The 26,253-nt window shown below is 69.5% G+C and carries 27 protein-coding genes; 17 read left to right on the top strand and 10 right to left on the bottom strand.

Features of this window, described 5'->3' with window-relative positions:
- Window positions 1-78: 78 nt before the first annotated feature.
- From ACSQ2B_RS18300 to ACSQ2B_RS18285, 4 genes are all read left to right on the top strand, one after another.
- The gene (locus tag ACSQ2B_RS18300) at window positions 79-2,073 is read left to right on the top strand and encodes a TonB-dependent receptor (RefSeq protein WP_436052037.1); all 1,995 of its coding nucleotides are present in this window, start codon (window positions 79-81) and stop codon (window positions 2,071-2,073) included.
- A gap of 350 nt (window positions 2,074-2,423) precedes the next feature.
- Window positions 2,424-5,246, top strand: coding sequence for a phospholipase D-like domain-containing protein (locus tag ACSQ2B_RS18295; protein WP_436052036.1), 2,823 nt, complete (start codon window positions 2,424-2,426; stop codon window positions 5,244-5,246).
- Between the two features lie 151 nt (window positions 5,247-5,397).
- A complete protein-coding gene (locus tag ACSQ2B_RS18290) occupies window positions 5,398-7,263 on the top strand; it encodes a monovalent cation:proton antiporter-2 (CPA2) family protein (protein ID WP_436052035.1) in 1,866 nt (621 codons plus the stop codon).
- 11 nt (window positions 7,264-7,274) lie between these two features.
- The gene (locus tag ACSQ2B_RS18285) at window positions 7,275-8,258 is read left to right on the top strand and encodes an isopenicillin N synthase family dioxygenase (protein ID WP_436052034.1); all 984 of its coding nucleotides are present in this window, start codon (window positions 7,275-7,277) and stop codon (window positions 8,256-8,258) included.
- Window positions 8,259-8,277: 19 nt separating this feature from the next.
- Here the strand turns inward: ACSQ2B_RS18285 and ACSQ2B_RS18280 are convergent, their stop codons facing one another.
- Genes ACSQ2B_RS18280 through ACSQ2B_RS18270 form a run of 3 tightly spaced genes read right to left on the bottom strand, consistent with a single transcriptional unit; the run spans window position 8,278 to window position 10,267 of the window.
- Complete coding sequence (locus ACSQ2B_RS18280; RefSeq protein ID WP_436052033.1) at window positions 8,278-8,892, bottom strand: carbonic anhydrase; 615 nt, start codon at window positions 8,890-8,892, stop codon at window positions 8,278-8,280.
- Between the two features lie 47 nt (window positions 8,893-8,939).
- Window positions 8,940-9,584 carry a maleylacetoacetate isomerase gene (maiA, locus tag ACSQ2B_RS18275; protein ID WP_436052032.1) on the bottom strand — a complete coding sequence of 215 codons (645 nt, stop codon included), beginning with the start codon at window positions 9,582-9,584 and terminating at the stop codon, window positions 8,940-8,942.
- 2 nt (window positions 9,585-9,586) lie between these two features.
- Window positions 9,587-10,267 (bottom strand): fumarylacetoacetate hydrolase family protein, encoded by a 681-nt coding sequence (locus ACSQ2B_RS18270; RefSeq protein WP_436052031.1) that lies wholly within the window; start codon window positions 10,265-10,267, stop codon window positions 9,587-9,589.
- 245 nt (window positions 10,268-10,512) lie between these two features.
- Here ACSQ2B_RS18270 and ACSQ2B_RS18265 point away from each other — a divergent pair, with 245 nt between their 5' ends.
- Window positions 10,513-11,574 carry an alpha/beta hydrolase gene (locus ACSQ2B_RS18265; RefSeq protein ID WP_436052030.1) on the top strand — a complete coding sequence of 354 codons (1,062 nt, stop codon included), beginning with the start codon at window positions 10,513-10,515 and terminating at the stop codon, window positions 11,572-11,574.
- A gap of 13 nt (window positions 11,575-11,587) precedes the next feature.
- Here ACSQ2B_RS18265 and ACSQ2B_RS18260 read toward each other — a convergent pair whose 3' ends face one another.
- On the bottom strand, window positions 11,588-12,373 hold the full coding sequence (locus ACSQ2B_RS18260) for an SDR family NAD(P)-dependent oxidoreductase (protein ID WP_436052029.1): 786 nt from the start codon (window positions 12,371-12,373) through the stop codon (window positions 11,588-11,590).
- A 200-nt stretch (window positions 12,374-12,573) separates the two neighbouring features.
- Between ACSQ2B_RS18260 and ACSQ2B_RS18255 the strand changes: the two genes are divergently transcribed.
- Both ACSQ2B_RS18255 and ACSQ2B_RS18250 read left to right on the top strand, forming a co-directional pair.
- Complete coding sequence (locus ACSQ2B_RS18255) at window positions 12,574-13,896, top strand: MFS transporter (protein ID WP_436052028.1); 1,323 nt, start codon at window positions 12,574-12,576, stop codon at window positions 13,894-13,896.
- Between the two features lie 114 nt (window positions 13,897-14,010).
- Window positions 14,011-15,234, top strand: coding sequence for a CaiB/BaiF CoA transferase family protein (locus ACSQ2B_RS18250; protein WP_436052027.1), 1,224 nt, complete (start codon window positions 14,011-14,013; stop codon window positions 15,232-15,234).
- 460 nt (window positions 15,235-15,694) lie between these two features.
- On the opposite strand, the gene ACSQ2B_RS18245 is transcribed toward ACSQ2B_RS18250, so the two are convergent.
- A complete protein-coding gene (locus ACSQ2B_RS18245; RefSeq protein WP_436052026.1) occupies window positions 15,695-17,080 on the bottom strand; it encodes an HWE histidine kinase domain-containing protein in 1,386 nt (461 codons plus the stop codon).
- A 226-nt stretch (window positions 17,081-17,306) separates the two neighbouring features.
- Between ACSQ2B_RS18245 and ACSQ2B_RS18240 the strand changes: the two genes are divergently transcribed.
- From ACSQ2B_RS18240 to ACSQ2B_RS18230, 3 genes are all read left to right on the top strand, one after another.
- A complete protein-coding gene (locus ACSQ2B_RS18240; protein WP_436052025.1) occupies window positions 17,307-17,618 on the top strand; it encodes a glycine zipper domain-containing protein in 312 nt (103 codons plus the stop codon).
- The gene (locus tag ACSQ2B_RS18235) at window positions 17,615-18,025 is read left to right on the top strand and encodes a hypothetical protein (RefSeq protein ID WP_436052023.1); all 411 of its coding nucleotides are present in this window, start codon (window positions 17,615-17,617) and stop codon (window positions 18,023-18,025) included. The genes ACSQ2B_RS18240 and ACSQ2B_RS18235 overlap by 4 nt, the downstream gene beginning before the upstream one ends.
- Before the next feature lie 154 nt (window positions 18,026-18,179).
- Window positions 18,180-18,353, top strand: coding sequence for a DUF1328 domain-containing protein (locus tag ACSQ2B_RS18230; RefSeq protein WP_436052022.1), 174 nt, complete (start codon window positions 18,180-18,182; stop codon window positions 18,351-18,353).
- 34 nt (window positions 18,354-18,387) lie between these two features.
- Here the strand turns inward: ACSQ2B_RS18230 and ACSQ2B_RS18225 are convergent, their stop codons facing one another.
- Genes ACSQ2B_RS18225 through ACSQ2B_RS18215 form a run of 3 tightly spaced genes read right to left on the bottom strand, consistent with a single transcriptional unit; the run spans window position 18,388 to window position 20,391 of the window.
- Window positions 18,388-19,167, bottom strand: a complete 780-nt coding sequence (locus ACSQ2B_RS18225; RefSeq protein WP_436052021.1) for a metallophosphoesterase family protein — start codon at window positions 19,165-19,167, stop codon at window positions 18,388-18,390.
- Window positions 19,164-20,057, bottom strand: a complete 894-nt coding sequence (locus tag ACSQ2B_RS18220; protein WP_436052020.1) for a diacylglycerol/lipid kinase family protein — start codon at window positions 20,055-20,057, stop codon at window positions 19,164-19,166. The genes ACSQ2B_RS18225 and ACSQ2B_RS18220 overlap by 4 nt, the downstream gene beginning before the upstream one ends.
- 4 nt (window positions 20,058-20,061) lie before the next feature.
- A complete protein-coding gene (locus tag ACSQ2B_RS18215) occupies window positions 20,062-20,391 on the bottom strand; it encodes a hypothetical protein (protein WP_436052018.1) in 330 nt (109 codons plus the stop codon).
- Window positions 20,392-20,529: 138 nt separating this feature from the next.
- Here ACSQ2B_RS18215 and ACSQ2B_RS18210 point away from each other — a divergent pair, with 138 nt between their 5' ends.
- The 4 genes from ACSQ2B_RS18210 (at window position 20,530) to ACSQ2B_RS18195 (ending at window position 22,303) form a co-directional block, all read left to right on the top strand.
- Complete coding sequence (locus tag ACSQ2B_RS18210; RefSeq protein ID WP_436052017.1) at window positions 20,530-20,874, top strand: YMGG-like glycine zipper-containing protein; 345 nt, start codon at window positions 20,530-20,532, stop codon at window positions 20,872-20,874.
- Between the two features lie 107 nt (window positions 20,875-20,981).
- Entirely contained in the window at window positions 20,982-21,422 is a 441-nt protein-coding gene (locus tag ACSQ2B_RS18205; RefSeq protein WP_436052016.1) for an OmpA family protein, read from the top strand.
- A 318-nt stretch (window positions 21,423-21,740) separates the two neighbouring features.
- Complete coding sequence (locus ACSQ2B_RS18200) at window positions 21,741-21,965, top strand: hypothetical protein (protein ID WP_436052015.1); 225 nt, start codon at window positions 21,741-21,743, stop codon at window positions 21,963-21,965.
- Between the two features lie 11 nt (window positions 21,966-21,976).
- Window positions 21,977-22,303, top strand: a complete 327-nt coding sequence (locus ACSQ2B_RS18195; RefSeq protein ID WP_436052014.1) for a hypothetical protein — start codon at window positions 21,977-21,979, stop codon at window positions 22,301-22,303.
- A gap of 99 nt (window positions 22,304-22,402) precedes the next feature.
- Here the strand turns inward: ACSQ2B_RS18195 and ACSQ2B_RS18190 are convergent, their stop codons facing one another.
- Both ACSQ2B_RS18190 and phyR read right to left on the bottom strand, forming a co-directional pair.
- Complete coding sequence (locus ACSQ2B_RS18190) at window positions 22,403-22,576, bottom strand: DUF1328 domain-containing protein (protein WP_436052013.1); 174 nt, start codon at window positions 22,574-22,576, stop codon at window positions 22,403-22,405.
- A 97-nt stretch (window positions 22,577-22,673) separates the two neighbouring features.
- The gene (gene phyR / locus ACSQ2B_RS18185; protein WP_436052012.1) at window positions 22,674-23,477 is read right to left on the bottom strand and encodes an anti-anti sigma factor/receiver protein PhyR; all 804 of its coding nucleotides are present in this window, start codon (window positions 23,475-23,477) and stop codon (window positions 22,674-22,676) included.
- A gap of 230 nt (window positions 23,478-23,707) precedes the next feature.
- On the opposite strand from phyR, the gene nepR reads away from it, so the two are divergent.
- From nepR to phyK, 3 genes are read left to right on the top strand one after another with little or no spacing between them, the layout of a single operon-like run.
- Entirely contained in the window at window positions 23,708-23,896 is a 189-nt protein-coding gene (gene nepR / locus ACSQ2B_RS18180) for an anti-sigma T factor NepR (protein ID WP_324088596.1), read from the top strand.
- Window positions 23,896-24,510: a sigma-70 family RNA polymerase sigma factor gene (locus tag ACSQ2B_RS18175; RefSeq protein ID WP_436052010.1), complete on the top strand. Its 615-nt coding sequence runs from the start codon at window positions 23,896-23,898 to the stop codon at window positions 24,508-24,510. Before nepR ends, ACSQ2B_RS18175 begins: the two co-directional genes overlap by 1 nt.
- Before the next feature lie 20 nt (window positions 24,511-24,530).
- Window positions 24,531-26,252 carry a sensor histidine kinase PhyK gene (gene phyK, locus ACSQ2B_RS18170; RefSeq protein ID WP_436052009.1) on the top strand — a complete coding sequence of 574 codons (1,722 nt, stop codon included), beginning with the start codon at window positions 24,531-24,533 and terminating at the stop codon, window positions 26,250-26,252.
- Window position 26,253: the final 1 nt, after the last annotated feature.

Raw genomic sequence — 26,253 nt, 5'->3', positions numbered from 1 at the left:
TGGTCTCGAAAAAACCGGCTTGAGTGTCGTTATATTATAACATATCAGACGGCGGACAAGCTGGCATGAGGCCCACCCGTGAGCGTCAAAACCCTTCTCTTCGCGGCGGGCGCCGTGGCCGCCCTGTCCACCGGCCGAGCCTATGCCGAGGACGCTCCGAAATCGGTTTCGGAAGTGGTGGTGACCGCCTCCCCGATCGCCGGTGATCCGGACCGGTTCGCGACCATCGTCGACCAGGTCAACCGCGACGACGTCCTGACCAATGGAGGTTCGAGCCTCGCCGATTCCTTGCGCGACATCCCTGGCGTCGCCGGCACCGGTTTCGCCACGGGCGCGAGCCGCCCGGTGATCCGCGGCATGGACGCCCAGCGGGTGAAGATCGTCGAGAACGGCCAGTCCAGCGCCGACGTCTCCGATGTCGGCCCCGACCACGGCGTGCCGATCGATCCCCTGGCGGCCCAGACCGTCGAGGTCGTCAGAGGCGCGGCGACCCTTCGCTACGGCAGCCAGGCGATCGGCGGGGTCGTCAACGCCATCAACAACCGGATCCCCCGGAAACCGATCTCGGGCGTCGAAGGTGAAGCCTCGGCCGCCTACAACTCGGTGGCCGGCGGCGGCGAAGGATCGTTGATGCTCGACGCCGGCGGCGGTCCGTTCGCCATGCACATCGACGGCTTCGGCCGCCGCGCGAGCGACTACGACACCCCGATCGGCAAGCAGCAGAATTCCTTCTTCCGCGGCAATGGCCAATCGGTGGGCGCGTCCTACTTCTTCGGCGACGACGACGACAGCCGCGTGGGGGCGTCGGGAACCCACTACGAGGCGCGCTACGGCATCCCCTCGGACGACACCTTCATCCGGATGCGCCAGGACAAGGGCGCCTTTGGATCATCGCTCCAGGTGGACGCAGGCCCGCTGCAGACGATCAATCTCGACCTGAGCTACGCGGACTACACCCACAGCGAGATCGATCCGGAAGGAAACCTCGTCCTTTCGACCTTCAACAACAAGGAGTGGGACAGCCGCGCCGAAGCCTTGTTCGGCCCCATGGGACCGCTGTCGGCCGCAGCCCTCGGCGTGCAGTGGCAGGACCGCAAGTTCGAGGCGCTCGGCGAAGGCGCCGACTATCTGCTGCCCACCCACACCCAGTCCGCGGCGGGCTTCGCCTTCGTCGAGGCGCCTCTCGGCGCCTTCCAGTTTCAGGGCGCCCTGCGCGTGGAGCGCTCCCGGATCGACGGCACGCCGGCGTCCGGCGTCTCGATGCGCCGGACCTTCACCCCGATCAGCGTCTCGGCCGGCTTCACCTATGAGGTGTCCGACGACCTGCGCCTGGGCCTGACGGCGTCGAGCGCCGGACGGGCGCCCGCGCAGACCGAGCTCTTCGCCCGGGGCCCCCATGACGGCCCGCAGACCTTCGAAACCGGCGATCCTTCGCTGAAGATCGAGCGGGCCAACTCCCTGGAAGCGACGGCGAGGTATCGTGTCGGTTCCGGCGGCAAGATCGAGGCTTCGGCCTGGGGCACGCGCTTCAACGGCTATATCTACGGCGCGCTCACCGGCCGGACCTGCGACGAGGCCGGGGTCTGCGCCTTCGACAGTCCCGAAGAGCTGAAGGAACTGAACTACAGCCAGCGCGACGCCAACTTCTGGGGCGTCGAGCTCAAGGGCGCCTTCCCCGTCGCCAAGACCCTGGGCGGCGACCTGTCCGTCAACGTGCTGGCCGACTATGTGCGGGCGAAATTCACCGGCGGCGGCGGCGATGTTCCGCGCATCCAGCCTGGGCGCATCGGCGGCGGCCTGAGCTGGGCCAGCAAGTCGCTGGACGCCGGCTTCATGGTGCTCGCCGTGGACTCGCAGGACCACGTCGGGGTCGCCGATTCCCCGACCGACGGCTACACCTCGGTCGATGCGCAGATCGCCTGGCGGCCGCTGGACGGATCGCGCCGCCTCGAGGTGCTGTTGGTGGGCCACAACCTCGCCGACGAGACCATCCGCAACGCCACGGCGCTCAACAAGGACAACGTGGTCATGCCGGGCCGGGATGTGCGGGTCGTGCTCGTCTCCCACTTCTGAGCGACCGCGGCAGGCGCGAGCCAACTACCGATTCCATACGATCACCGGTTGTGCCGCCGCGGAATCTGATGGACCATCAAGCGTAGCCGAGGCGGCGCAATCCGCCGCGTCGATGTCCGGCATGACTTTCAGTATTGGGAAGTAACTCCCAGCGCTTCAGTCCGCGTCAGTCGCAGTTCCCCGATCTCAATCGACGAAACAGGAGCGGAAGGGGAGTTGCCCCGGCCGCTCGCAGTATCTCTGAGACATTATTGATTGGGCTTTTGGACGCCGCGTCCTGACGTCACCGTCTGTTCGCAATGGCGGAGCAATAATGACAGGACGCAGGCAGGTCGACCGAGGATGCGGCAATGGCGATTAGTGATCGAGGTCGTGTCAGCTCTGTCGCGCAGCAGATCCGGGAGGCCAGCAATCCCGATGTCCAGGCGGATATCGACGCGCTCCTGACCCAGCCGAAAGCGCGGCCCGCCTGGCTCAAGGAAGCCCAACCGGCGATGGAGCGGCGGCTGAGCAATCGGCCCGCGAGCCGCGCCCACCTCGGTCCGCTGGCGGTGAACGAGGGCATGGCGCCGTCGGAGGAGATCGGCGTTCGCGAGACCATCGTCTTCGCGATCGGCACGCCGGTCTATGTGGTTCGGGACGGCCGGGTCGATCTCGACAGCGCGCGGGCCGAGGCGAAAGCCTGGCGAACGCTGCTCGCCAAGCATGATGCGTCCATGACAAGCGCCCTGCTTTCGGTCGGCCGCATCGATGTCGACAATTTCGTCGACGACAGCCCCTATGTCGGCACCGCCTGGGTCATCGACGACGGTCTCATCGTCACCAATCGGCATGTCGCCAGCCTGTTCGCCGAGGCGAGCGGCGCCCACTTCAAGTTCCGCCTCGGCTTCGACGCGCGGACCCCGATCGGCGTGCGCGTCGACTTCCTCGAAGAGTTCGGCAACACGGCCGCCGCCGAGGTCGCGGTCGAGCGGATCGTCTGGGTCGCCCCTGAGGCCGGACCGGATGTCGCCTTCCTGAAGCTTGCGGAGTCCTCGACGCTGGTCGGCAGGAAGCCGCTGATCCGATCGACCGAGGCGCTGCGGCCGAAAAGCCCCGTGGCGGTCGTCGGCTACCCGGCGCGCGACACGCGCTTCTCCGACCGCGCCCTGGCCGAGAAGGTGTTCGGCGGCGTCTTCGACAAGAAGCGGGTCGCGGTCGGCCAGATCCTTGGCGTCGGCGGCGATCAAGTGACCCACGGATGTTCGACGCTCGGCGGCAATTCCGGATCGCCGGTGATCGATATCGCCACCGGCGAGGTGGTGGCGCTGCACTACCGTGGCGTCGAATTCGTCGAGAACGACGCCGTGCCCGTCTCCGTGCTGGGCCGGTGCCTCGAACGGGCGCGCGCATTGCTGGGATCGGGAGGATCAGCCTTGTCGGACAACGAAGGCCAGAACGCCGGAACGACGACCGGAACGGTGCAAATCGGGACGGGGGCGGGAAGCGTCACCGTCACCATTCCGCTGAGGATCACCGTGGAGCTCGGCGGCCCGATCGCTCTGCCGATCGCGGCCGGCGCCACGCCCGCGGTCACGACGACCGCCGCCTCGGTCGCCGGGGGCGATGTCGACAAGCCGCGCCTGGCGCAGGCGGTGGCCAAGGCCAAGACGCTGCTGGCGAACCGCGCCGACGTGGTGGCGATCAAGCCCGGCTACCGCTTCGAGAACGGCATGATCACCAACGAACGCGCGGTCGTGGTCTCCGTCCGTCGCAAGATCGACAAGTCGTCGCTCGAGTCCCGCGGCGTGCTCGCTCTGCCCCAGGACATCGACGGCGTGCGGGTGGACGTGACGGTGGCTTCCACCGCGGACCTGTCGGGCGAAGGCGCCGGGCCCAGCGAGGAAGCGCGCACGCCAAGCTGGCGCACGTCCTACAAGGCGCGGCCGGACCTGCCGCTGACGCGCCGCAGCGCGGAGATGGGATTCGTCATCCATTCCGGCCCGGATTCCGGCTGGCCCCAGCTATCCAAGTTCCTGAAGGCGACGAGGACGTCGCTGGCGATCGCCATGTACGAGTTCGGCGCGCCGCACGTCGTCAAGGGCGTCCTCGCCAGCGTCAAAGGCGCGAACGAGACGATCGACCTGGTGCTGCAGCTCGGCGGCGATGTGGGGCGCGGCACGAAGAAGGACGACTTCACCGACGTGGAGACGGTCGATCACATCCGCGAGGCTAAGGCATCGAAATTCACCTTCGCCCCCGCGAGCGTCGGCAAGGCGGGCATTTTCGACTCCGCCTATCACATCAAGGTCGCCGTCCGCGACAACCGCGCCCTCTGGCTCTCCAGCGGCTCATGGCAGACCTCCAACCAGCCGGACGTCGATCCGTTCACCGCGGACACCAAGCCGGCGGCGCTCCGTCAGTTCAATCGCGAATGGCACGTCATTCTCGACGATCCCGATATCGCCGGGCTGTTCGCGAAACATATCGAGCGCGACCTGAAGGAGGCGCAGGCGGCCGAGGAGGCTCCGGCGCTGGAAGAGCCGCTGGTCTTCGTGCCCACCGGCATGATGGGCGATCTGGAGACGGCGGCGAAACCGCGCTATTTCGAGCCGCTCGAAGGCCGCCGTACGCTCGACGTGCACCCCATCCTGACGCCCGACAACTACATCGCGACCGTCCTGCCCTTCATCCAGTCGGCGAAGCGCTCGGTGCTGTTCCAGAACCAGAGCTTCAACACCAAGACGGTCGGCGGCGACTACGGCAAGCTCCTGGACGCCCTGCTCGCCAAGCAGCAGCAGGACCTTGATGTGCGCATCATCTTCCGAAGCTTCGGCCCCGACGACCGCGACACGATCTCCTTTGCGAAGGACTATGGCTTCGACACCGACAGGGTCCGGATCCAGAAAAATTGCCATACCAAGGGGATCGTCATCGACGGCGCGGCGGTGCTGATCGGCAGCCACAACTGGACGACGGCCGGGACGGGCTTCAACCGCGACGCCAGCCTCATCTTCTACGATCCGGAGATCGCGAAATTTTACGGCGCGCTCTTCGAATATGACTGGGAGCGCGTCGGCCCGGCGAAGATCGACGAGTCGCTTCCCCCGCCGATCCTCGTGCCGCCCGGCGATGAAACGCCGCCTCCGCCCGGCTATGTGGCCGTCCCGCAATCCCTGCTGCTGGGCCGATAGACAGCCGTCATCAGGCTGATGAGGGTTCCAGCGGCGCACCGGTCGCCAGCCACGCGCGGCGACGGCGGCCGGGGTAAAAAACGCGTGCAAGCGGCCGCAAGGCGCCGTCCATTGCGCCCATGCCGCCGCCCCTGCAAAGACCACGAGCTCGATGAACGGCCTTCTGATTGAGGCCCTGGTCTATCTGGCCGCCGGCGTGATTTCGGTGCCGATCGCCAAGCGGCTCGGACTGGGCTCGGTGCTGGGCTATCTGGTCGCCGGCGTCATCGTCGGCCCCCACGTGCTCAGCCTGGCCGGCGAGCCGGAAGACGTCATGCACTTCGCCGAGTTCGGCGTGGTGATCCTGCTGTTCCTGATCGGGTTGGAGGTCCGTCCGGCCCTGCTCTGGCGGATGAAGACCGCCATCTTCGGGGTCGGCGCGGCGCAGATGGTCGGCACGGCCGCGCTGCTGGCCGCGGCGGCCGCGGCGCTGGGCCTGGACTGGCGCACGGCGCTCGCCGCCGGCCTGATCCTGGCCATGTCGTCCACCGCCATCGTGCTGCAGACCCTCGACGAGAAGGGACTGCGCCAGGGCCCCGTCGGCGAGGCGGCCTTCGGCGTGCTGCTGTTCCAGGACCTGTCGGTCATCCCGCTCTTCGCGCTGCTGCCCCTGCTGGGCCCGGGCGGCGGGGCGGCGACGGTGGAACACAACCTGCTGGGCGACCTGCCCGCCTGGCTGCGCGCGCTGGCGATCATGGGCGCGGTGACTGCGGTGATCGTCGGCGGCCGCTATCTGATCCAGCCGATGTTCCGGTTCATCGCCGCGGCCCGGCTGCGCGAGATCTTCACCGCCTCGGCCCTGCTGCTGGTGGTCGCCGTCGCCGCCCTGATGGAGGCGGTCGGCCTGTCCCCGGCGCTCGGCGCCTTCCTGGCGGGCGTGGTGCTGGCGGAGAGCGAGTTCCGTCGCGAGCTGGAGACCGACATCGAGCCGTTCCGCGGCCTGCTGCTCGGCCTCTTCTTCATCACCGTCGGCGCCGGCCTCGACCTCAAGCTGGTCGCCGCCAAGCCCCTGCTGGTGATCGGTCTGGTGGGCGGGCTGATGGCGCTGAAGATGTTCGCCATCTATGGCGCGGCGCGCCTCTTCCGCACGCCCAAGCGGGCCGCCGCCACCGTCGGCGTATCCCTGGCCCAGGGCGGGGAGTTCGCCTTCGTCCTGCTGGGCTTCGCCGTCGGCGCCCAGGTGCTGCCGCCGGACCTGTCGCGCCTGTTCACCGCCATCATCGCCGTCTCCATGGCGGCGACGCCCCTGATGATGGTGATGTTCGACCGGCTGGTGCTGAGCCGCGAGCGGCCGCTGGACGAGCCGGAGCGGCTGCCCTTCGACGAGGGCGCCCCTGACGCGATCATCGCCGGCTTCGGCCGCTTCGGCCAGATCGCCGCCCGCCTGCTGATCGCCAACAACTTCAAGGTCGTGACGCTGGAATCCAGCATCGAGCAGATCGACATCCTGCGGCGGTTCGGCTGGCGCGTGCACTACGGCGACGCCAGCCGGCTGGACCTGCTGCGCTCCGCCGGCGCCGACAAGGCCAAGCTGCTGCTGGTGGCCATCGACGACCGCGACAAGGCCAGCGAGATGGTGGAGGCCGCCCGCGAGGCCTTCCCCAACCTGACCATCCTGGCCCGCGCCTACGACCGCCGCCACGCCTACGAGCTGCTCCGCCACGGCGCCGACACCGTGGAGCGCGAAACCTTCGAGGGCGCGCTCAACTTCGGCCGCCGCGCCCTGGTGCGGCTGGGCGTGTCGGAGCGCCGGGCGCTCAAGTCCGCGGTCCTGTTCCGCGACCACGACCGCGAGTTGTTCGAACAGCTCGCCCCCCTGGCCGGCGAGGAGGATCGCTACGTCATGGCCAGCCGCGATTCCCGCGAGACCACGGAGAGGCTGCTGCGGGCGGAGATGGCCCGCATGGCCGAGGAGGACGAAGACGACGACCCGCCGGCGACGCCGCCGCGTGTGGAGACTGGCCGGGAGCCGGTGTAGGACGAGCCGCCATGAGTCAAACACCCAACAGCCAGTCCCCGGCCCTCCCCGCCACCCTGGATCCCGTCTCCTTCGCCCAGGTCGACGGCGACTTCGCCGGGTTCGCGCAGGCCCTCGGCAGGTCCTTCGCCCGCTTTGGCTTCGCGGTGATCTCCGACCACGGCCTGCCGCAGGCGAAGATCGAGGCGGCGCTGGCGGCGGCGAAGACCTTCTTCGCCCTGCCGACGCCGGCCAAGCTCAAGTACAAGGTCGGCCTCGCCGGCCAGCGCGGCTACACGCCCTTCGGCGTCGAGACCGCCAAGGGTCAAGCCCACCACGACCTCAAGGAGTTCTGGCACGTCGGCCGCGACCTGCCGCCGGGGCATCCCTTCCGCGCCCTGATGGACGAGAACGTCTGGCCGGACGCCGACACGCCGGAGTTCCGCGAGGCTGTCGGCTGGCTCTATGGGGCGCTCGACGCCATGGGGTTGAAGGTGCTGGAGGCGATCGCCGTCTGGCTGGGGCTCGATCGGGGATTTTTCACGCCGACGGTCGACGCCGGAAATTCCGTGCTGCGGCTGCTGCACTATCCGCCGGTGTCTGAGGACGGGCCGCACATCCGCGCCGGGGCGCATGAAGACATCAACGTCATCACCCTGCTCCTGGGCGCGGAGGAAGCCGGGCTCGAGGTGCTCGACCGTTCCCTAGGCAATGACGGGGGCCGCTGGCTGCCGATCAATCCGCCGCCCGGCGCCCTGGTGGTCAATATCGGCGACATGCTGCAGCGGCTAACCAACCACCGCCTGCCCTCGACCACCCACCGCGTGGTCAATCCGGCGCCCGAGCGGCGCGGCTGTTCGCGCTATTCGACGCCCTTCTTCCTGCACTTCAATCCGGACTACGAGATCCGCACCCTGCCGGGATGCGTCGACGAGGCCCATCCGGACCGCTACCCGCAGCCGATCACCGCCGACGCCTACCTTCAGGAGCGGCTGCGCGAGATCAAGCTGGCGTAGGACCGGGCTCGGCCGATCGCTACAGGATCCGGTCGACGTCCTCGGGGCTGCCGACGGTGACGTTCAGGTCCCTGACCAGGCCGTCGGCGATCGAATAGACCCAGCCGTGGACGTTCAGCGACTGGCCGCTCGCCCAGGCGTCCTGCACGAAAATGTCCTGCGCCACGTTCTTGACCTGGCGAATGACGTTCAGCTCGACCAGCCGATCCCAGCGGGCCCGATCGTCGTCCAGCGCCGCCAGCTCGTGCTTGTGGTCGTGACACACTTCGCGGATCGGATGGAGCCAATGGTCCACCAGGCCGCGGCGCTTGCCGTCGACCGCCGCGGAGACCCCGCCGCAGCCGTAGTGGCCGACCACCATGATGTGCTCGACCTTCAGCACCTCGACCGAGAACTGCAGCACCGAGAGGTAGTTGGCGTCCTGCGGCGGGGCCAGGTTGGCGACGTTGCGGTGCACGAAGAGCTCGCCCGGATCGAGGCCGACGATCTCGTTGGCCGGCACCCGGCTGTCGGAACAGCCGATCCACAGGTATTTGGGCGCCTGCTGGTTTTCGAGCCGTTTGAAGAAGCCGGGATCGACCGCAATCTTGCCGGCCGCCCAGTTGCGGTTGTTGTTCTTCAGGTCTTCGAGCATGGCGCCGCTTTAGGCTTACGGGCCGAGGCCCGCAACCCGCAACGACGTCATTTCGCCGTGGCGTCGGGCTGCTGCTCGGGATGGGCCGCCACGAAGGCGGGATGCCCTGCGCAGCGCTCCGCCACGGCGCGGATCGCCGGATAGGCCCCCAGGTCCACCTCGTAGCGTTCGGCGGAATAGACCTGGGGGATCAACAGGCAGTCGGCCAGGGTCGGCGCGGCGCCGAAGGCGAAGCCGGCGGTATGGGCGGCGACCATCGGCTCCAGGGCGCGGAAGCCGTCGTGGATCCAGCGCTGGGTCCAGTCGAGGCGCGCATCGGCCTCGACGCCCATCCTGGTGAGCTGCTGCTGGACGCGCAGATTGTTCAGCGGATGGATGTCGCAGGCGACCAGGGCGGCCATGGCGCGGACGGCGGCGCGGTCGAAGGGATCCGCCGGCAGCAGCGGCGGGACCGGATGGACCTCCTCCAGCCATTCGAGAATGGCCAGGCTCTGGGTCAGGACCCGGCCGTCCTCGGTCTCCAGCGCCGGCGTCAGCCCCTGCGGGTTGAGACGCCGGTAGGCCTCTGCGTGCTGGTCGCCGGACAGCAGGTTCACCGGGGCGTAGTCGAAGGGCAGGCCCTTCAGGTTCAGGGCGATCCGCACCCGGTAGGGCGCGGTGGCCCGCCAATAGCTGTGCAGGACCAGGGTCATGGTCAGACCAGCTGGAAGGCGATTGCGCCCACGCCCGCCACCTCGCCCTCGACGCGGTCGCCGCGGACGATCGGGCCGACGCGCTCGGGCGTGCCGGTGAAGATCAGGTCGCCGGCCTCCAGCCGCCACAACTTCGAAGCCTCGGAGATGATCTCCGCCACGTTCCAGATCATGTCGTCCACCGTCGCGTCCTGGCGGACCTCGCCGTTGACGCCCAGCCAGATGCGGCCGGTCGGCGGCGCGCCGCTCCAGCGGCGGATGGCCGAGATCGGCGCCGAGGCGTCGAAGCCCTTGGCCGCGTCCCAGGGCTGGCCCTTGTCGCGCGCGGCCGACTGCAGGTCGCGCCGGGTCAGGTCGACGCCGACCGCGTAGCCGAGGATCAGGTCCAGCGCCCTTTCGACCGGGACGTCCACGCCGCCCGCCCCCAGGGCCGCCACCAGCTCGATCTCGTAGTGCAGGTTCTGGGTGGCCGGCGGATAGGCGATCTCGCCCCCGGGCGGTACGACCGCGTCGGCAGGCTTGGCGAAGAAGAACGGCGGATCGCGATCGTCGCCGCCCATCTCGCGCCGGTGGGCCGCATAGTTGCGGCCGACGCATAGGATGCGCCGCACGGGAAAGACGGCGGCTTCGCCCTCCACGGGGACGACGGGTCGGGCGGACGGTTCGAAGAGATAAGGGCTCATGCCCCTTCAGATAAGCGCGCCAGCGCTCGCCGCATCAACCGTCAATTCGAAGACCCTTCCGGCCTCCGGTTAGGGCATAGGTCTCGTCCGGATGATACGGCCGGTGCTCTGCAGCCGGATTGCCGGCCGCGGCCGAGCTGCGCTATAGGCGGTTAGTTCGATTATAGAAAATTGTAGAAACGCGAACCTCTGCAGCAAGGGGCCGCCGGCGCGCCCTGGCGCCGGCTTCATCGGAGATATTGAGCATGAGCCGGATGACCCGTCGGGGTTTCGGACTTTTGGCCGGAGCGGGAACGCTGGCGATCACATCGGGCGCAGCCGGCGCGGCGGTCCGCGCGCCCGCGGCAGGCGCCTTCGATCCGACCCCCTATGTGAATCCCGAGCTTCGGCCGATGCTCGATCGGATCCGCAAGTTCGCGTCCGCGCCGCTCAATGCGCAGACGCTTCCGGCGCAACGCAAGGCGACATTCTCCCGGCCTCCGCTGGCGCAGCCCGCCTGGGTCGAGCAGATGATTCCGGGGCCTGCAGGGGCGCCGGCCGTCCGCGTCTACGTCATCAACGCGGCCGCGGGTCGACCGCAGCGGCCGGCGATTCTGCATACCCACGGCGGCGGCTTCGTCTTGGGCGCGGCCAAGGCGGACATCCGCAATCTGCAGGAGATCGCGCTCGCGCTCGACTGCGTGATCGTCACCGTGGATTACCGGCTCGCCCCCGAGACCCGCTTTCCGGGTCCGCTCGAGGACAATTACGCGGGCCTGAAATGGCTGCACGCAAACGCCGCGGCGCTCGGCGTCGACCGCACCCGTATCGCCGTCATGGGCGAGAGCGCCGGCGGAGGTCACGCCGCCATGCTGGCGATCGCCGCGCGCGACCGTGGCGAAATCCCCCTGGTCTACCAGGCGCTCATCTATCCGATGCTGGACGACCGGACCGGCAGCACCCGCAAGACGCCGCCCTACATCGGCGCGCTGATCTGGACGCCCGAGCGCAATCGCTTCGGATGGACCTCCCTGCTCGGGGTTCCGGCCGGATCGGCCCGCGTTCCCCACGGCTCCGTTCCGGCGCGCGTGAAGGACCTGCGCGGATTGCCGCCGGCCTTCATCGGCGTGGGGTCGATCGACCTCTTCGTGGACGAGGACATCGAATACGCCCGCCGCCTCGTCGACGCCGGGATCCAGACCGAGCTGAATGTCGTGCCAGGCGCCTTCCATGGCTTCGACGCGATCGGGAACACCGCCATCGCCCGGCAATTCAAGGCCGCCCTGATCAATGGGCTGTCACAAGCCCTGAGGCCGACCGGCAGATAGTCGACCCCGCGCCTCAGCTCGGCGGCGGGCCGTCGCCGGACTTGGCGATGCTGTGGCCGCCGTCGACCTTGATGCAGGCGCCGGTGGTGAAGGCGGCCAGGTCGCTGACGAGGTAGAGCACGGCGCCGACGATCTCCCGCGGCTCGCCGGCGCGGCCGAGCGGCAGGACCCGCCGGGCGTAATCGGTGAACCCCTGGGTGCGCGACCAGGCCTTGGTGGCGTCGGTGTGGAAGGGGCCCGGCATGACGGTGTTGACCCGCACCTCCGGCCCGAACTCCTGGGCGAAGGTGGTGGTGTAGAGGCTGACCCCGGTCTTGGCCGCCGCGTAGGGGGCGAACGAGGGGTCGGGCCTCAGCGTGCCGGTCGAGGAGATGTTGACGATGGCGCCCGAGCCGGCCGCCTTCATCTGCGCCCCGAACAGGGCCGAGAGCCGAAAGACGCTCTTCAGGTTCACCGCGAAGACCATGTCGTAGAGCTCTTCGCTGGTCTCGACGGACGAGGGCGCGACCGGCGACTTGCCGGCGTTGTTGACCAGGATCTGCGCGCCGCCCCAGCGCTCCGTCACCTCGGCGAAGAGACGGTCGCAGTCGGCCCAGCGGCCGGCGTGGAAGGCGTGGGCGGAGGCCTGGCCGCCCGCCGCGACGATCTCCGCGGCGACCGCCTCGCAGGTCTCGATCTTGCGGCTGGCGATGGCGACCGAGGCGCCGGCCCGCGCCAGGCCCTGGCTGATCGCGAGCCCCAGGCCCCGGCTTCCGCCGGTGACGACCGCGACCTTGCCGCTCAGATCCATCGATATCATTCCGCTCGCCTCTCCCTGAACGTCCCTTGCGACGCCATCTGCGTGCCTTTGCTGGCCACGTGAGTCCATTTTTCGGCCGGCGCCCCGCCGTCGGGACGTTCTGGTGGTGCGTCGCATCCGCAGATCGGTCTAGACTGCGCAGAGAAACAGGCTCCGGTCCGCCTTTGTAGCGACCGGGCGCGCGTATGGGAGGATGATCTTTGGCTGCGCCTCAACTCACCGCACCCGCCGAATGGCGCAAGTACGGTCTCATGGTTCTGGCCGCATTCACCGGCTTCTCCTTCCACTCGATCACCACCTACTCCACCGGCCTGTTCATGCAGCCGCTGGCGGACGAGTTCGGCTGGAGCCGGACGCAGATCACCGCAGGGCTGTCCATCGCGGCCCTCATGACCATCCCGTTGGCGCCGGTGGTCGGCGCGATGATCGATCGCTGGGGCTCCCGGGTCCTGGCGATCGTCGGCCTGGTCATGACCGCCGGCGCGGTCAGCGCCTTCGGGCTGGCGAACGGATCCACGCTGCAGTGGCTCGCGCTCTGGACCTTCTATTCGATCGTCGCGACCGGGATTAAGTCGACGGTCTGGACGGCGGCGGTGACCGGCACCTTCAGCGCCGCGCGCGGCCTGGCGCTCGGCGTGATGATGTGCGGCGCGGCCGCGGCTCAGATCGTGGCGCCGCCGCTGACCCGCTGGCTGATCGAAACCCAGGGCTGGCGAATGGCCTACGTCTGGCTGGGCGCCGGCTGGGGCGGCCTGGCCTTGGTCATGGTCCTGCTGTTCCTGTACGACGCCCACGACCACATGCGGCGCCGGACGCCGGCGGAAAAGGCGATCGCGGACGCCGAGCCCATTGTGGTTCTGCCGGGGCTCAGCTTCGGTGACGCGCTGCGCAGTCCCGCCATCATCCGGATCGCGCTCTCGACCCTCATCACCATGTTCATGGGCGTGGCCCTGATCGTCCACCAGGTGCCGATCCTGGTCGAGACCGGGCTGACGCGCACCACCGCGGCCTATCTGGCGAGCTTGACCGGGCTGGCCGGATTCGCCGGCAAGCTCGCCACCGGCTGGATGTCGGATCACTGGAATGCCGGCCTGGTCGGCGGCATCACGCTCGCCGTGCCGATGATCGGCTTCGTCATGCTGCTCGAACCCTTCCGCAGCCCGGCCCTGATCGTCATCTCCATGTTCATCATCGGCTATTCGTCGGGCGCGAAGCTGCAGATCGCCGCCTATCTGACCAGCCGCTACGCCGGCATGCGCAACTTCGGCAAGATCTTCGGGATCATGGGCAGCCTGATCGCCGTCGGCTCGGGCCTCGGACCGGTCGCGGCAGGCGCGATCTACGACCTGGCCGGCAGCTATACGCCCTTCATCCTGGCCGGCATCCCGGCAAGCCTGATCTGCGGCCTGCTGATCCTCACCCTCGGCCCCTACCCCATCTGGGGGCCGAAGCCGCAGCCCGTCGACACGGCGGACACGCCCATCCCGGCCCGAGCCAAGTCGGCCCGGCCCAAGGCGGCCTGACCGGGCGTTGCCGCCGGGGGTTCGAGCAGGCCAGGGGCCGGCCGCGCGGTTGACAAGCCGGCGCGCCGGCCCAGGTTCTGCGACGCCTGCGCCGACGCGCCCCAAGGAGCCCAGATGTCCGAGCCCCTGTCTTCCGCCGCCAAGGCCCAAGGCCCGCTCGCGGACCTCACGGTCGTCGAGATGGGCACGCTGATCGCCGGGCCCTTCTGCGGCCAGATCCTCGGCGACTTCGGGGCGGAGGTGATCAAGATCGAGGATCCGCGCGCCGGCGATCCGATGCGCAAATGGGGCCGCACCCTGCCCAAGGGGCTGTCGCCCTGGTGGCCGGTGATCGCCCGCAACAAGAAGTCGGTGACCCTCGACCTGCGCACGCCCGAGGGCCAGGAGCTGGCCCGCGCCCTGATCGCCAAGGCCGATGTGCTGATCGAGAACTTCCGGCCGGGCGCGCTGGAAAAATGGGGGTTGGGCTACGAGGCGCTGTCGGCCCTGAACCCGCGGCTGATCATGGCCCGCATCTCCGGCTTCGGTCAGACCGGACCCTATTCCCAGCGCGCCGGCTTCGGCCTGATCGGCGAGGCCATGGGCGGCCTGCGCGAGGTCACCGGCGAACCGGACCGGCCGCCCTCGCGGGCCGGCATCTCCATCGGCGACAGCCTGACCGGCCTGCACGCGGCCATGGGCGTGATGATGGCGGTGCATGCCCGCCACCGCACCGGGCGCGGCCAGCTGGTCGATGCGGCCCTCTACGAAAGCGTCTTCGCGGTGATGGAGAACCTGGTCACCGAATACGACCTGACCGGCTACATGCGCGAACGCTCCGGCCCCATCCTGCCGGGGCTGGCGCCCTCGAACGTCTACCCCTGCGCGGACGGGCAGATGATCCTGATCGGCGCCAATGGCGACGGGGTGTTCGCGCGCCTGACCGAGGCCATGGGGCGGCCCGAGCTGAAGGCCGATCCGCGCTACCTCGACCATCCCAGCCGCGGCGAGAACCAGCACGAGCTCGACGCGCTGATCGCCGCCTGGACTCGGACCAGGCCGCTCGACGCGCTGCTCGAGCTGATGGAGACCCACGGCGTCCCGGCGAGCCGCCTCTATCGCGCGCCCGAGATGCTGGCGGACCCGCAGTTCGCCGCGCGCGAGGCGATCATCGAGACGGACCATCCGGCTTTCGGCCGGATAAAGATGCAGAACGTTTTTCCGAAGCTGGGCGACACCCCCGGCGGCGTCCGCTGGGCGGGGCCCGCCCTGGGCGAACACACCGAGGCGGTTCTGCGCGAGCGCGCCGGCCGCACGGCCGAGCAGATCCGGGCTCTGCGCGAAAAGGGTGTGATCTAAAATGCGTCGGGATCTGAAGTCCGCAGGCGCGCTTTCTCGCACGCCGGTGCAAACTTCAGATCCTTAACGCCTACTGTACGCTTGCACTTGCCAGCGCCCCTGACGATTGCGAAGCTCCTCGGAGCCCTCCACAGGCCCAATCGACTTCGAATCAGTGCGCCGGCTAAGCAATCTGGTCCGCGACCTATGCCGCGGACCGGAAAGCAGGAGCTAGGATCGCATGACGCGGGCGATGTCCCTGGCCGCCGGTCCGGCCTCTGCGAGCACTCCGCAGATCTCCTTGGCCTGAGTTTTAGGGCCTGGCTTTTCGGCCGGGTAGGTGACGCCTTGTCTCAGGATCCTTAAAGGCGAAATCGCAGCGCGGCTGCAACCCTACGATCACGCCCTCACCGAGACGCGACGGCCGTCTGAGCGTCGGCGACAGCGGGCCCGAGCGGCGTTTTTGCCGCAGGCGGCGGCGTCAGCGGGCGGCGAGCAGATCGGCGACGGCGGCGGCGACCTGGGTGACGTCATAGGGCTTGCGGATCACCGGGGCTTCGAAGCCGCCCGGCGCGCCGCCATTGTCGCCGTAGCCGGTGGCGAAGACGAAGGGCACGCCGCGCGCGAAGAGCGCCTCGGCCACCGGCATCACCGAGCGGCCGTTCAGGTTGGCGTCCAGAACCGCGGCGTCGATCGGCCGGTCCAGCAGCGCCATCGCCTCCTCCAGCTCGTAGGCGGGTCCGACGATCTCGGCGCCCGCGTCGGCGAGCCCGGTCTCCAGCTCCAGCGCCAGCAGCACCGCGTCCTCGACGATCAGCACCCGCGACCCCTTCAGACTGCGCGGCGCCCGGGCGGCGGCGACGGTCTCGACCACTCTCGCGGTCGTGACGTCCGGCACCGATTCCGGCCGCGGCGCGACGGCGGCCGCGCCGGCGGTCAGCCGCGCGCGCACGCCCGAGGGGCGGTATTCCACCACCGCCTCGCCATTCAGCTCCCGGCCGGTCACCTGCTCCAGCAGGGTGGTCCCGAAGCCGCGGCGCACCGGCTGGACCACTGTCGGTCCGCCGCTCTCGCTCCAGATCAGCTCGAAACCGCCGTTGCCGAGCCGCTTCCAGCGCAGATCGACGTGGCCGCTTTCGACAGCGAGCGCCCCGAATTTCACCGCATTGGTGGCGAGTTCATGCAGGGCCAGCGACAGCGCATTGGTCGCACGCGGCGTCAGGAAGAGCTCCGGCCCGTCCCAGCTGGTCTGGCCGGGCGCCAGGGCGCCGAGTTCCGCGGCGGCCACATGGTCCACCGCCGCGCCGCGCCAGCGGGCCGCGGTCAGCAGCTCGTTGGCCGATCCCAGCGCCTTCAGGCGGCCGGAGAAATTCTGCAGGAAGGCGTCGAGCGAGGTGGTCCGCTTGGCGGTCTGGTAGGCCAGCACCTGGACCGCGGCGAGCATGTTCTTCACCCGGTGGTCGAGCTCGGCCATCAGGGTGACGCGCTGCTCTTCCTCCAGCTTGAAGGCGGTGATGTCCGACATCAGGCCGGTGATGTAGATCAGCGTCCCGTCCGGCCCCAGCTCCGGCGCGCCGGAGATCCGCAGCCAGACGGTCCGGCCGTCGTCCGGGCGCACCGTCCGCACGTCGACCTGGAAGCGCTCGCCGCGCACCAACGGGTCGCGAAGCGCGGTCACCCGCGCCATGTCGTCGCCGTGGATGAGCTGGTCCCAGGTCCATCCGCCCTTCGTGGGAACGTCCCCGGCCGGAACCCCGACCAGGGCCGCCGCGCTCGGACTGATGCTTAGCACCTGCCGAACCTCGTCCCACTCGAACTGGCCGAGACCGGCTGCTTCCAGCGCTAGTTCGAGCCGCTTTTCGTTCACGCGTCGTCCGCCTGTTACACGCCGAGTTGCAGACAATAGGCGCAAGCCTTCGCTGGCGCGATAGGAACCGCTGCTTGGCCCCCACCTTTCCCAATTGCCCCCACCTTTCCCAATTGAAAGGTGAAGCTCTGCTTTTGCGATGACGCTGGAACTTGCCTATGCTGTTCCTCGTTGAGGCTAGCGCGCCCCGCTCGCCGCCGGGGCCCATCCCTTCGGAGACATCGAAATGCCCGCGAACGCCGTTGACTACGCTGACGAGAAACTCACCGCGGCGAGTGGCGCCGAGACCAAGCAGCTGGCGGCCGAGGCCCAGCGCGCCTTCACCGAGGCGCGCAGCAAGATCCAGCAGGCGGTCCAGGACGGACTGGAGCAGATCCGCGCCCAGTCGCGCACCTACGCCGACACCGCGGGCCAACAGGTCGAACAGGCTCAGCAATATGTGACCGAGCGCGTTCGCGAACGTCCGCTCGCCGCCACCGGCGCGGCGCTGGGCGTCGGCGTCCTCATCGGCCTGCTGCTCTCCTCCGGCCGCCGTTGATCCTCAGGAAGGCGTTCAGCCTGATCGTCGCCATCTCTGCGATGGCGGCGGCGGCGGCCGTCTGCGTGATCGCAGCGGCCTTCGCACTCTATGCGCTGTTGCGCGATCAGCTCACGCCTGCGGGCGCAGCTGCAGTGGTCGCCCTGCTGGCGGCGGCCGTGGCGGCGATCATCGCCCTGGTGGCGGTGCTGAAGGTCAGGTCCAAGCCTCGGGCCCACGAAGAGGAAAGCCTGACCAGCCGGCTCATCGATCTTGCGCGCGAGCGGCCGATCATCGCCGCGGGCGCGGCGGCCGCGGCCGGCCTTGTCATCCTGCGCAACCCCGCCGTGCTGACGACGCTCCTCACCGCCGCCGTAGCCGGCCGCGCGAGCCGACCACGCGCCTCCGACCGTGATCGGCGGCGCTAGAGGGCGTCTCCAGGCCGGGCCGCAGGACGATCAAATCACCTTGAGACATGCCGGCCGGGGAACGGCGGAGCTGTGCGCACGTTGATTTGGCGAGCGGACAAGGCGTCCGCGATCTCAACAAAGAGCGCCCTCGGGCGCGCATGGAGAACGCCACATGCTCGGCTGGGCCCTGACCTTTCTGGTGGTCGCTCTGATCGCCGCCGTGCTCGGTTTCACCACCATCGCCGGCGCGGCCATGGGAGTCGCCAAGATCCTATTCTATGTCTTCCTGGTTCTGTTCCTGGTCTCGATCGTCATGCACCTCGTGCGCGGGCGCGGCGTCCCATAGCAGGGCCACGCGGCCCTGACGCTCGACGAGGGCGTCAGCGGCGGTCGAGCGACCAGGTCCGGTAGGGCTCGAAATGCGAGCCTGTCCAAGCAAGGGCGGCGACACGGATCGCCGCCCTTTCTATGTCGACCAGGTTGAAGCCCGGCGGGACGCCCCGCTCCCGCACCGACAGCGTGCCGGCGCCCACGGCATAGGTGCGCCCGTCGGCGAAGGGGTAGGGCCAGGCGAAGGGCGCGTGGATGTGGCCGGAGAGCACCAGATCGACCCGCGCTTCCGAGAAGGCCCGGGCGGCGGCGGCGCCGCCCCAGACCCGGGCGGTCATCGGCCCGCCGATCATCTCCGCCAGCGGGTGATGGCAGACGACGATGCGGACGTCGTCCGCAGGGACCGACGCGAAGGCCTTGAGCGTGCGGGCGACCTGGCGGCGTGCGATCTGTCCCTTCGACCAGTTCATCCTCGGCTGCGCCCCGCGCGCGGTGTTCACGCCCCGCACCGCCAGGCCGGGCGCGACATAGCCCTGGGCGTCGGCCGGCCCGATCCGCGCCATGAACCGGCGGAAGGGGGCGAACAGCCGCTGCGGCACGGCGAAATAGGGCGCGTCGTGATTGCCGGGCGTGACCAGGCGCGGACCTCGAAGTCCCTCCAGCCAGGTGGCGGCCGCGACGAATTCCTCGGGCGCGCCATAGCGTGTGATGTCGCCGGAAATCACCGTCAGGTCGACGCCGCCGGCGTTGACGTACGCTCGAGCGGCGGCGACGGCCGCGCCGTTCTCCCCGCCGAAGTGCAGGTCCGACAGATGGGCCAGGCGAATCATGATTCCCGCAACGCCTTCGGCAGGCTCAACACCCGCACGATGTCCGGGCGGAAGCCGATCGTCGCCGAACTGCTCAACCGCACCGCCTCGCCGTCCAGAATGGCTGGGATATGTTCCGACGCCCAGATCCGCGCGACGCGGCAGGGCCTCGCATGCACCGCCGGGGCCTCGCGCCAGTCCCCTTTCAGCGCGTGAAAGCCGAGGCTGACCACGTCACGCAGCCCTTGCAGGTCGAGGATCGCCGCCTCGAGCGCCGGCGCCTCCTCGTCCAGCGCGCGCGAGATCAGCGGACAGAGGAAGCTCAGGCCCACCGCCTTGTCGCGCGGGCCGTCGTCCAGACTGTAGCGCAACCGGCCGGTGAAGGCCCGCCTCAGCGCCCGCTGGGCCCGCATCAGGGCGAGACGGGCCTTGCCATAGCGCGCCGCTTCGCGCGCGGGGCCCCAGAGCGCCGGCGATCCCAGGATGGCGGCCACCAGGAATTGGCGGCCTTCGACCTCGCCTCCGCCCAGCATCCGCGCCTCACCCTCGGCGAGCGCGACCGTGAGCGCGTCCTGCCAGGATCTGAGACCATAGATGGCGTGCGGCAGCATGTTCATCGTGCCGCCGGGCAAAGGCGCGATCATCGGCCCCTTGGGCCCGCAGAGCTCGGCGGCGGCGCGCACCGTTCCGTCCCCGGCCAGCACCACCAGCAGCTCGGGCCCGGCGTCCACCGCCGCGCGCAGGCAGTTGGTCAGATCCTCGGTCGACGGCGCGCAGACGTGCGCATTGATCCCGAAGTCCGCGAAGATTTTCTCGACCTCCGCCGGCGCATCAGGCGCCACGCTGCCGGAGGCGACGTTGACCACCACTTCCACACGCCGCAAGGTCGGCGCCGCCCCCCGCTTGCTCACCCGCTCAGCCGACCTTCTCGGCCCTGGACTTGGCCGATTGGCCGGCCTCGCGCAGGCTCTGGCCGGCGTTGCTGGCCGCCTCGTTGACCGCCGGCGCGGCGCGGTCGGCGGCGACGTTCAGCTGCTGGTCGACCACGTTGCCGCCGCGCATGAAGGAGCCGTTCACCGCCGCCATGGCCAGCAGGACGAGGCCGACCGCGGCCAGCAGGAAGGTCACCGTCATCAGCACGGGGTGGCGCTTGCGCCGCGAGCGCTCGTCGCTGCGCCCGCGCTCATAGGCTTCGCGCAAGTCCGCCTTGTCCAGGGCGTCCGGCGTTCGATCGTCTTTCTCCAAGCGTCCGCCAATCATGGGAAAGGGTCCTTCGCTAAGCAGTGTCCGCCGGCTGAACGGCGCGGGCTCGACGAGGGTTCCGGGAACTGTGAAGCTTTCCCCGCGTTGACCCCGCCGGGGACACACTAGGAGAGCTCTTCGATGCTCAAGCCATGGATCGCCCTCGCAGGGGCCGGCATGCTGGTCACCGCGTGCGCGAACGACCCTCACACGACAAACACCGCTCTCGGCGGCGCGGCGCTAGGCGCCGTCGCCGGCGCAGTCATCGGCAATAATGTCGGCGGCGGCAACGCCGCGACGGGGGCGCTGATCGGCGCAGGCGTGGGGGCCGCCGCGGGCGCGGCGAAAGGCTGCCACGACCAAGGCGGCTGCGGCGCCGCCGCCCCGGGCCGGCGGCAGTACTACGACGAACGCGCGGGCCGCTATTATTATTACGACTCCGCAACCGGGCGCTATTACTGGGAAGACGGCGCGCCCCGGTACTGAGGCGCGCGCGACCTCGGACTTCCAGAGGGCGGTCGGATCCCGGCCGCCCTTTCTCATGCCTTGCTCTTTCAGGCATCGCTTTCTCAGACACCTTTCGGGAGGCTGACATGAAGACCCTCGCAGTCGCGGCCCTGGCCGCCACGCTGGCGCTGAGCGGCTGCACCACCTTGCAGAACGCCCGGGCGCGGATCGTGCGCGCGCCCAGCACCTGCGTCGACCAGACGGTCCAGGTCTATTTCGACCCCCAGTCTGCCGAGCTGACGCCCGAGGGGCAGGCGGTGATCAACTCCGCGGCCGCCAGTCTGCGATCCTGCCGGGTGACCGCCATCGATGTGCTGGGTCTGGCGGACGCCGTCGGCGCGCCGCAGGCGAACTACGAGCTGTCGCAGCGACGGGCGCAGGCGGTCTCGCACGCCCTCGCCGCCTCCGGGCTGCCGACCGCGGAATTCCATATCGCGGCCGCCGGCCAGGCCGGGGCGCGGACCTCGGACGGTCAGGCCGCGCCGCTCCGACGCCGTGTCGACGTCATGCTGCACGTGCGCCGCTAAGGACCGGCAGGCCGCGCACATAAAATGGCGGGCCCTCTTGGGGCCCGCCGAGTCTGCATCATCGAGAAAAGGGGTGCGGAGACGGCAGACTGGCATGTTCGCCAGTCTCAAGTCGGGGGGGGCGTCGCCGCCTCCGCAGCCATAGAACACGCCTCGCATGTGACCGTTCCGAGGCGATCCAAGTTTTTTACGGATTTTTTCACCGCCGTCGGATCGGCGCCCAGAACGCCCTCTCCGCAACCGCGCGGGAACAGCTGAGCCGGCGCCTGCGTTAGCTCCTGAGGTCCGTGTGCGGGCCGGCAACGAGGATGGCGGCCGATGCCGGATGCGCTCGCGTCCCGAAATCTCGCGTCCCGAAATGACGTCGGTCTGATCAAGCGCCCCGGACTGCGCGAGCTGGCCGCCCGGCGACGCCGGGTCGTCGTCTGCGGCGTTCTCGCCCTGGCGCTGGCGAGCAGCCTGATCGGGGTTCTGGCCGATCGCCATCCCGAAGCGCTGGGAAAGCCGCAGACCGGACCGTTCAGCTATTTCCCATCTGAGTAAGGAGCCTCCTCATGGCGCTATCCACGCGCTCCCACCCACGGCCGAGCATCGGCGTCACGCGCGTCCGTCAGGGCCGGCTCGGCCGCAACGTTCTCTGGGTGTTGCTCATCACCTTGCTGCTCGTCGTTCTGGGCTTCTTCGCGACCTGGACCTGGCGGGCGCCGGACCTGGCCCGCGTCGAGCCGAACAACGCGACCGAACGCGCCGACGTGCAGGACTTCGCCGCGCCGCAGCCCGCCGGGGCCGTCCGCCAGAACTATGCGACCGGCGGCGTGTTCGCCCCGCAGAACAGCGGCAATCCAGGACAGCCCAACCGCTCCGAGCCGCCCCGGCCCTAGTCTATGCAGGGCAGACAGCAGAACGGCCGCCCGAGAGGCGGCCGTTTTCACATGCGCCAAAGGCGGTGCGCGCACGTCACCCCGCCGCTATCGCCGTCCCTAGACCACCGATTGGCCGCGGATCGCGCGGATCACAAAGCCCGCGACCAGCAGCACCAGGAACACAACGAACAGCACCTTGGCGATCGAGGCCGCCAGGCCGGCCAGGCTGAAGAAGCCCAGGAAGCCTGCGAGGATCGCCAACAGCGCGAAGATGATCGCCCAACCGAGCATGGGTCTCGCCTCCAAACGAAACGGGCGCCGCAAGGCGCGGCGCCCACATCGTCCTCAACGCGCACCCGCCGGCGCGCGTTCCGGTCAAGCTTATCCGTCAGGCCGCCTGTTTGTCGGCCCGCCGCGGATGGAAGAACAGCGCCTGGCCGATCGCCGCCTTCACCGTCTCCGGCTGGAAGGGCTTGGTGATCAGGAAGGTCGGCTCCGGCCGCTCGCCGGTGAGCAGGCGCTCGGGGAAGGCGGTGATGAAGATCACCGGCACATCGTAGCGGGCGAGGATGTCCTTCACCGCGTCGATGCCGGACGAGCCGTCGGCGAGCTGGATGTCGGCCAGCACCAGGCCCGGGGTCTTGCGCGTCACGGCGTCCACCGCTTCGGTCCGGGTGGCCGCGATGTCGACCACCGTATGGCCGAGCTCCTTGACCAGCGCCTCGATGTCGGCGGCGATGACGGGTTCGTCCTCGATGATCAGCACATCGGTCGCCAGCTCCGCGTCGATCTCGGTCTGGGCCTCGGAGATCAGTCGCTCGACCTCGTTGAAGTCGGTGCCGAGGATCTGCGCCGCCTCGCTCGGCGTGAAGCCTTCGAGCGCGGTGAGCAGGAAGGCCTGGCGCGACCGCGGCGCGATGCGCATCAGCCGGCGGGTGGTGTCGTCGCTCTCCGTGCGGTCGTCGTCGCCCAGCGCCTCAAGCTGGGCCCCTGAGGTGCACCAGATGGCGTGGAAGACGTGATAGAGGGCCACGCGCGGCGTAAGACTGGCTTCGAGCACGCGCTCGCCGGCGGCCAACGCCTCGAGCGCCACGCGCACGTAGTGGTCGCCGGTGGTCTGGTCGCCGGTGAGCGCGCGGGCGTATCGACGCACATAGGGCAGATGCGGCGCCAGTCGGGCTAGAAGACTCAAGGATGACCCCTCCCGTTTGGGATAATGCAGCACAGTCGCGGCCGGGGAGCCTCGCCCCCAAGCGGCCTCATCATGCTGAGAAACGTCAGGCTGGGGAACCGGTTCCCGAAGTCGGGTGTTTTCGGCATCTTGGTCGCTGACATTTATGGAACCTGGGGCGGAGTCGGGCGTTGAGCGCTGACGAGGATGCAACGAGGGGGCGGCCGCCGCGACAGCGGAGCGCCGAGGACATGATCGAACAACGGCCTTCAGAGGAGCGACGCAGGTCCTCCGCCGCTATGGACGAGGCGCGTCTGCGTCAGCAGGCTATCGGGGTGCGCCTGCGCCAGATGTTTGACGAGGTAGTGAACGAGCAGGTGCCGGAGGAATTCCTGGAAATTCTCCGCCGCGCCGACAGCCGTTCGTCGGAGAACGGCTGATGGCCGGCGACGAGACCGTGCAACCCGCTCGCCCGCCGCGGACCGCCGCGGACGACAACGCCTTCAAACGCGAGCTCGTCCAGCTGATCCCGCATTTGCGCGCCTTCGCGCGCACCCTGTGCGGCGACCCGGCGGCCGCCGACGACCTGGCGCAGGACGCCATGATGAAGGCGTGGGACGCCCGGGCCAGCTTCCAGATGGGCACGAACATGAAGGCCTGGACCTTCATGATCCTGCGCAACCAGTTCTATTCCGAGAAGCGCCGGTCCTGGCGGCAGACCCAGTTGGACCAGGAGGCGGCCGAACGGACGCTGGTCGCGGTCGACGACCCTGAGGCGCCGGTAGCGCTCGACGAGTTGCGGCAAGGCCTGGCCATGCTGCCGCCGGAACAGCGGGAGGCCCTGATCCTGGTCGGCGCCGGCGGCTTCGCCTACGAGGAGGCGGCCGACATCTGCGGCTGCGCCGTGGGCACGGTGAAGAGCCGCGTCAGCCGGGCCCGGCGGGCGCTGCACGCCATCCTGGACACCGGCGCCTATGACCGGGACGGCGCCTCCGCCGGGGACGCCATGCGGTCTATCCTCGCCGACGCGGAACGGCTAAGCACCGTCCGTTGAGGACGGTCGTCGGCGGACAGATGAGCGGCAGGCCTAAGGCTTCGCTGAGCACCATTCGGGTTCGCCTGACGGCGGCGCTGGCTCTCGCGCTGCTTCCGGTCCTGCTGCTCGGCGTCCTGCAATCCGCCATCGCCTTCCACCGGGAGGACGTCAGCCTCAAGCTCAACCTGTCCGCGTCGGCGCAGCGCAGCGCGGCGTCCGCCCGGGCTCGGCTGGAGAGCGCAGATATTTTGCTGCAGACCCTGGCCCCGGGGTCGGTCGGCTTCCAGTGCGCCCAGCGGCTGGCGCAGGTCACCGGCCGCATTCCCGGCTACGCCAACCTGATCCGCTTCGACCGCAACGGTAAGGTCGCCTGCGCCGCCGGCGGCGTGCCGAGCGATCCCCGGCGGGCCGCCCTGCCCTGGTTCCGCGCGCTCGCCGCCGGCGACGGCCTGGTGGTCGTTCGCGACGCCGGCCAGGCCTACGCCGGCGAGCCGTCGGTGCTGGCCGCAGTCCCGGCGACCGGCCCTGACGGAGAGTTCGAAGGCGCCTTCGCCGCGGTCATCGCCCTCTCCAGCCTGCAGCCGTCGGCCAACGACCCCGTGCTCCCCAGCCAGTCGGAAGTGGCGCTGACGGACTACGAAGGTCGGCTGATCAACGCCACCAATCCGCAGGCTTTCGGCCACCTTCCGGCGGACTGGCGCAGCCTCGCCAAGCGGGACGGAACGGCGGTCTGGTACGCCATCGGCCAGGACGGCGAGCGGCGCGTCTATTCGGCGGCGCCGGTGGTCAGGGACGACGTCTTCGTCCTGCTCTCGGCGCGCGCCCCGGGCCTGCTGTCCTGGGCGCGGCTGAACCCGCTCACCGGCATCCTCTTCCCGCTGCTGACCTTCGTCATCGCCCTGGTCGCCGTCTCGGTGGTGACGGAGCGGGTGGTGGTGCGATGGATCGCCTATCTCCAGCGGATCGCCGCCCTCTACGCCAAGGGCCGGCTGAGCGTGCGGCCGGTGCAGGCCGAGCAGATGCCGCCCGAGATCCGCGAACTGGCTGCGGCGCTCGAACAGATGGCCGAGGGCATCGTCGGCCGAGACGCCTCCCTGCGCGACTCGCTGGCGCAGAAGGACGCGCTGATGCGCGAGATCCATCACCGGGTGAAGAACAACCTGCAGGTCATCTCCAGCCTGCTCAACATGCAGCAGCGGGCGCTGGCCGACCCGGCCGCGCGGGCGGCGATGTCCGACACGCGCCAGCGGATCACCGCGCTCGCCCTGATCTACCGCGCCCTCTACCAGGGGCCGGACCTCAAACGGGTCGACCTGCGGCCCTTCCTCGAGGAGCTCACCGCCCAGCTGATCGCCGGCGAGATGCTGCACGGGCCCGGCGTACGCACCGAGCTGTCGGTCGACGCCCTGGTCATTGATCCCGACCGGCTCGCGCCGCTGGCCTTGTTCGCCGTCGAAGCGATCACCAACGCCCAGAAGCACGCCTTCGCCACCCGCGGCGGGGTGCTGACGGTCAACTTCCACGTTCGCGGCGACGAGGCCGAGCTGGAGATCAGCGACGATGGCCAGGTCGGAGACGACGCCCTGGCGGCCTCCGGGGTCGGCCGGACCCTGATGACGGCCTTCGCCCGCCAGTTGCGCGGCCGCGCCGAGCTGGTGCGGAACAGCTCCGGGGGTGTGACCGCGCGGCTACTCTTCCCAACTCCTTCGGTGGAAACCGCAGTTTCCGCCCCACCGTCCGGGAACCAAGCTGCAGCATAGG

The organism is Phenylobacterium sp. LjRoot225, from assembly GCF_964252855.1.
GTDB lineage: Bacteria > Pseudomonadota > Alphaproteobacteria > Caulobacterales > Caulobacteraceae > Phenylobacterium.
This window is presented reverse-complemented; position numbering and strand designations above follow the sequence as displayed.

Coding starts and splice junctions, on each gene's coding strand:
- ACSQ2B_RS18195 (WP_436052014.1), top strand. CDS start 21,977: ATGGCGCTATCCACGCGCTCCCACCCACGGCCGAGCATCGGCGTCACG.
- ACSQ2B_RS18280 (WP_436052033.1), bottom strand. CDS start 8,892: ATGCTCGAAGACCTGAAGAACAACAACCGCAACTGGGCGGCCGGCAAG.
- ACSQ2B_RS18225 (WP_436052021.1), bottom strand. CDS start 19,167: ATGATTCGCCTGGCCCATCTGTCGGACCTGCACTTCGGCGGGGAGAAC.
- ACSQ2B_RS18295 (WP_436052036.1), top strand. CDS start 2,424: ATGGCGATTAGTGATCGAGGTCGTGTCAGCTCTGTCGCGCAGCAGATC.
- ACSQ2B_RS18270 (WP_436052031.1), bottom strand. CDS start 10,267: ATGAGCCCTTATCTCTTCGAACCGTCCGCCCGACCCGTCGTCCCCGTG.
- ACSQ2B_RS18175 (WP_436052010.1), top strand. CDS start 23,896: ATGGCCGGCGACGAGACCGTGCAACCCGCTCGCCCGCCGCGGACCGCC.
- ACSQ2B_RS18260 (WP_436052029.1), bottom strand. CDS start 12,373: ATGATATCGATGGATCTGAGCGGCAAGGTCGCGGTCGTCACCGGCGGA.
- ACSQ2B_RS18265 (WP_436052030.1), top strand. CDS start 10,513: ATGAGCCGGATGACCCGTCGGGGTTTCGGACTTTTGGCCGGAGCGGGA.
- maiA (WP_436052032.1), bottom strand. CDS start 9,584: ATGACCCTGGTCCTGCACAGCTATTGGCGGGCCACCGCGCCCTACCGG.
- ACSQ2B_RS18250 (WP_436052027.1), top strand. CDS start 14,011: ATGTCCGAGCCCCTGTCTTCCGCCGCCAAGGCCCAAGGCCCGCTCGCG.
- ACSQ2B_RS18200 (WP_436052015.1), top strand. CDS start 21,741: ATGCCGGATGCGCTCGCGTCCCGAAATCTCGCGTCCCGAAATGACGTC.
- nepR (WP_324088596.1), top strand. CDS start 23,708: ATGATCGAACAACGGCCTTCAGAGGAGCGACGCAGGTCCTCCGCCGCT.
- ACSQ2B_RS18290 (WP_436052035.1), top strand. CDS start 5,398: ATGAACGGCCTTCTGATTGAGGCCCTGGTCTATCTGGCCGCCGGCGTG.
- ACSQ2B_RS18240 (WP_436052025.1), top strand. CDS start 17,307: ATGCCCGCGAACGCCGTTGACTACGCTGACGAGAAACTCACCGCGGCG.
- ACSQ2B_RS18230 (WP_436052022.1), top strand. CDS start 18,180: ATGCTCGGCTGGGCCCTGACCTTTCTGGTGGTCGCTCTGATCGCCGCC.
- ACSQ2B_RS18210 (WP_436052017.1), top strand. CDS start 20,530: ATGCTCAAGCCATGGATCGCCCTCGCAGGGGCCGGCATGCTGGTCACC.
- ACSQ2B_RS18285 (WP_436052034.1), top strand. CDS start 7,275: ATGAGTCAAACACCCAACAGCCAGTCCCCGGCCCTCCCCGCCACCCTG.
- ACSQ2B_RS18205 (WP_436052016.1), top strand. CDS start 20,982: ATGAAGACCCTCGCAGTCGCGGCCCTGGCCGCCACGCTGGCGCTGAGC.
- phyK (WP_436052009.1), top strand. CDS start 24,531: ATGAGCGGCAGGCCTAAGGCTTCGCTGAGCACCATTCGGGTTCGCCTG.
- ACSQ2B_RS18190 (WP_436052013.1), bottom strand. CDS start 22,576: ATGCTCGGTTGGGCGATCATCTTCGCGCTGTTGGCGATCCTCGCAGGC.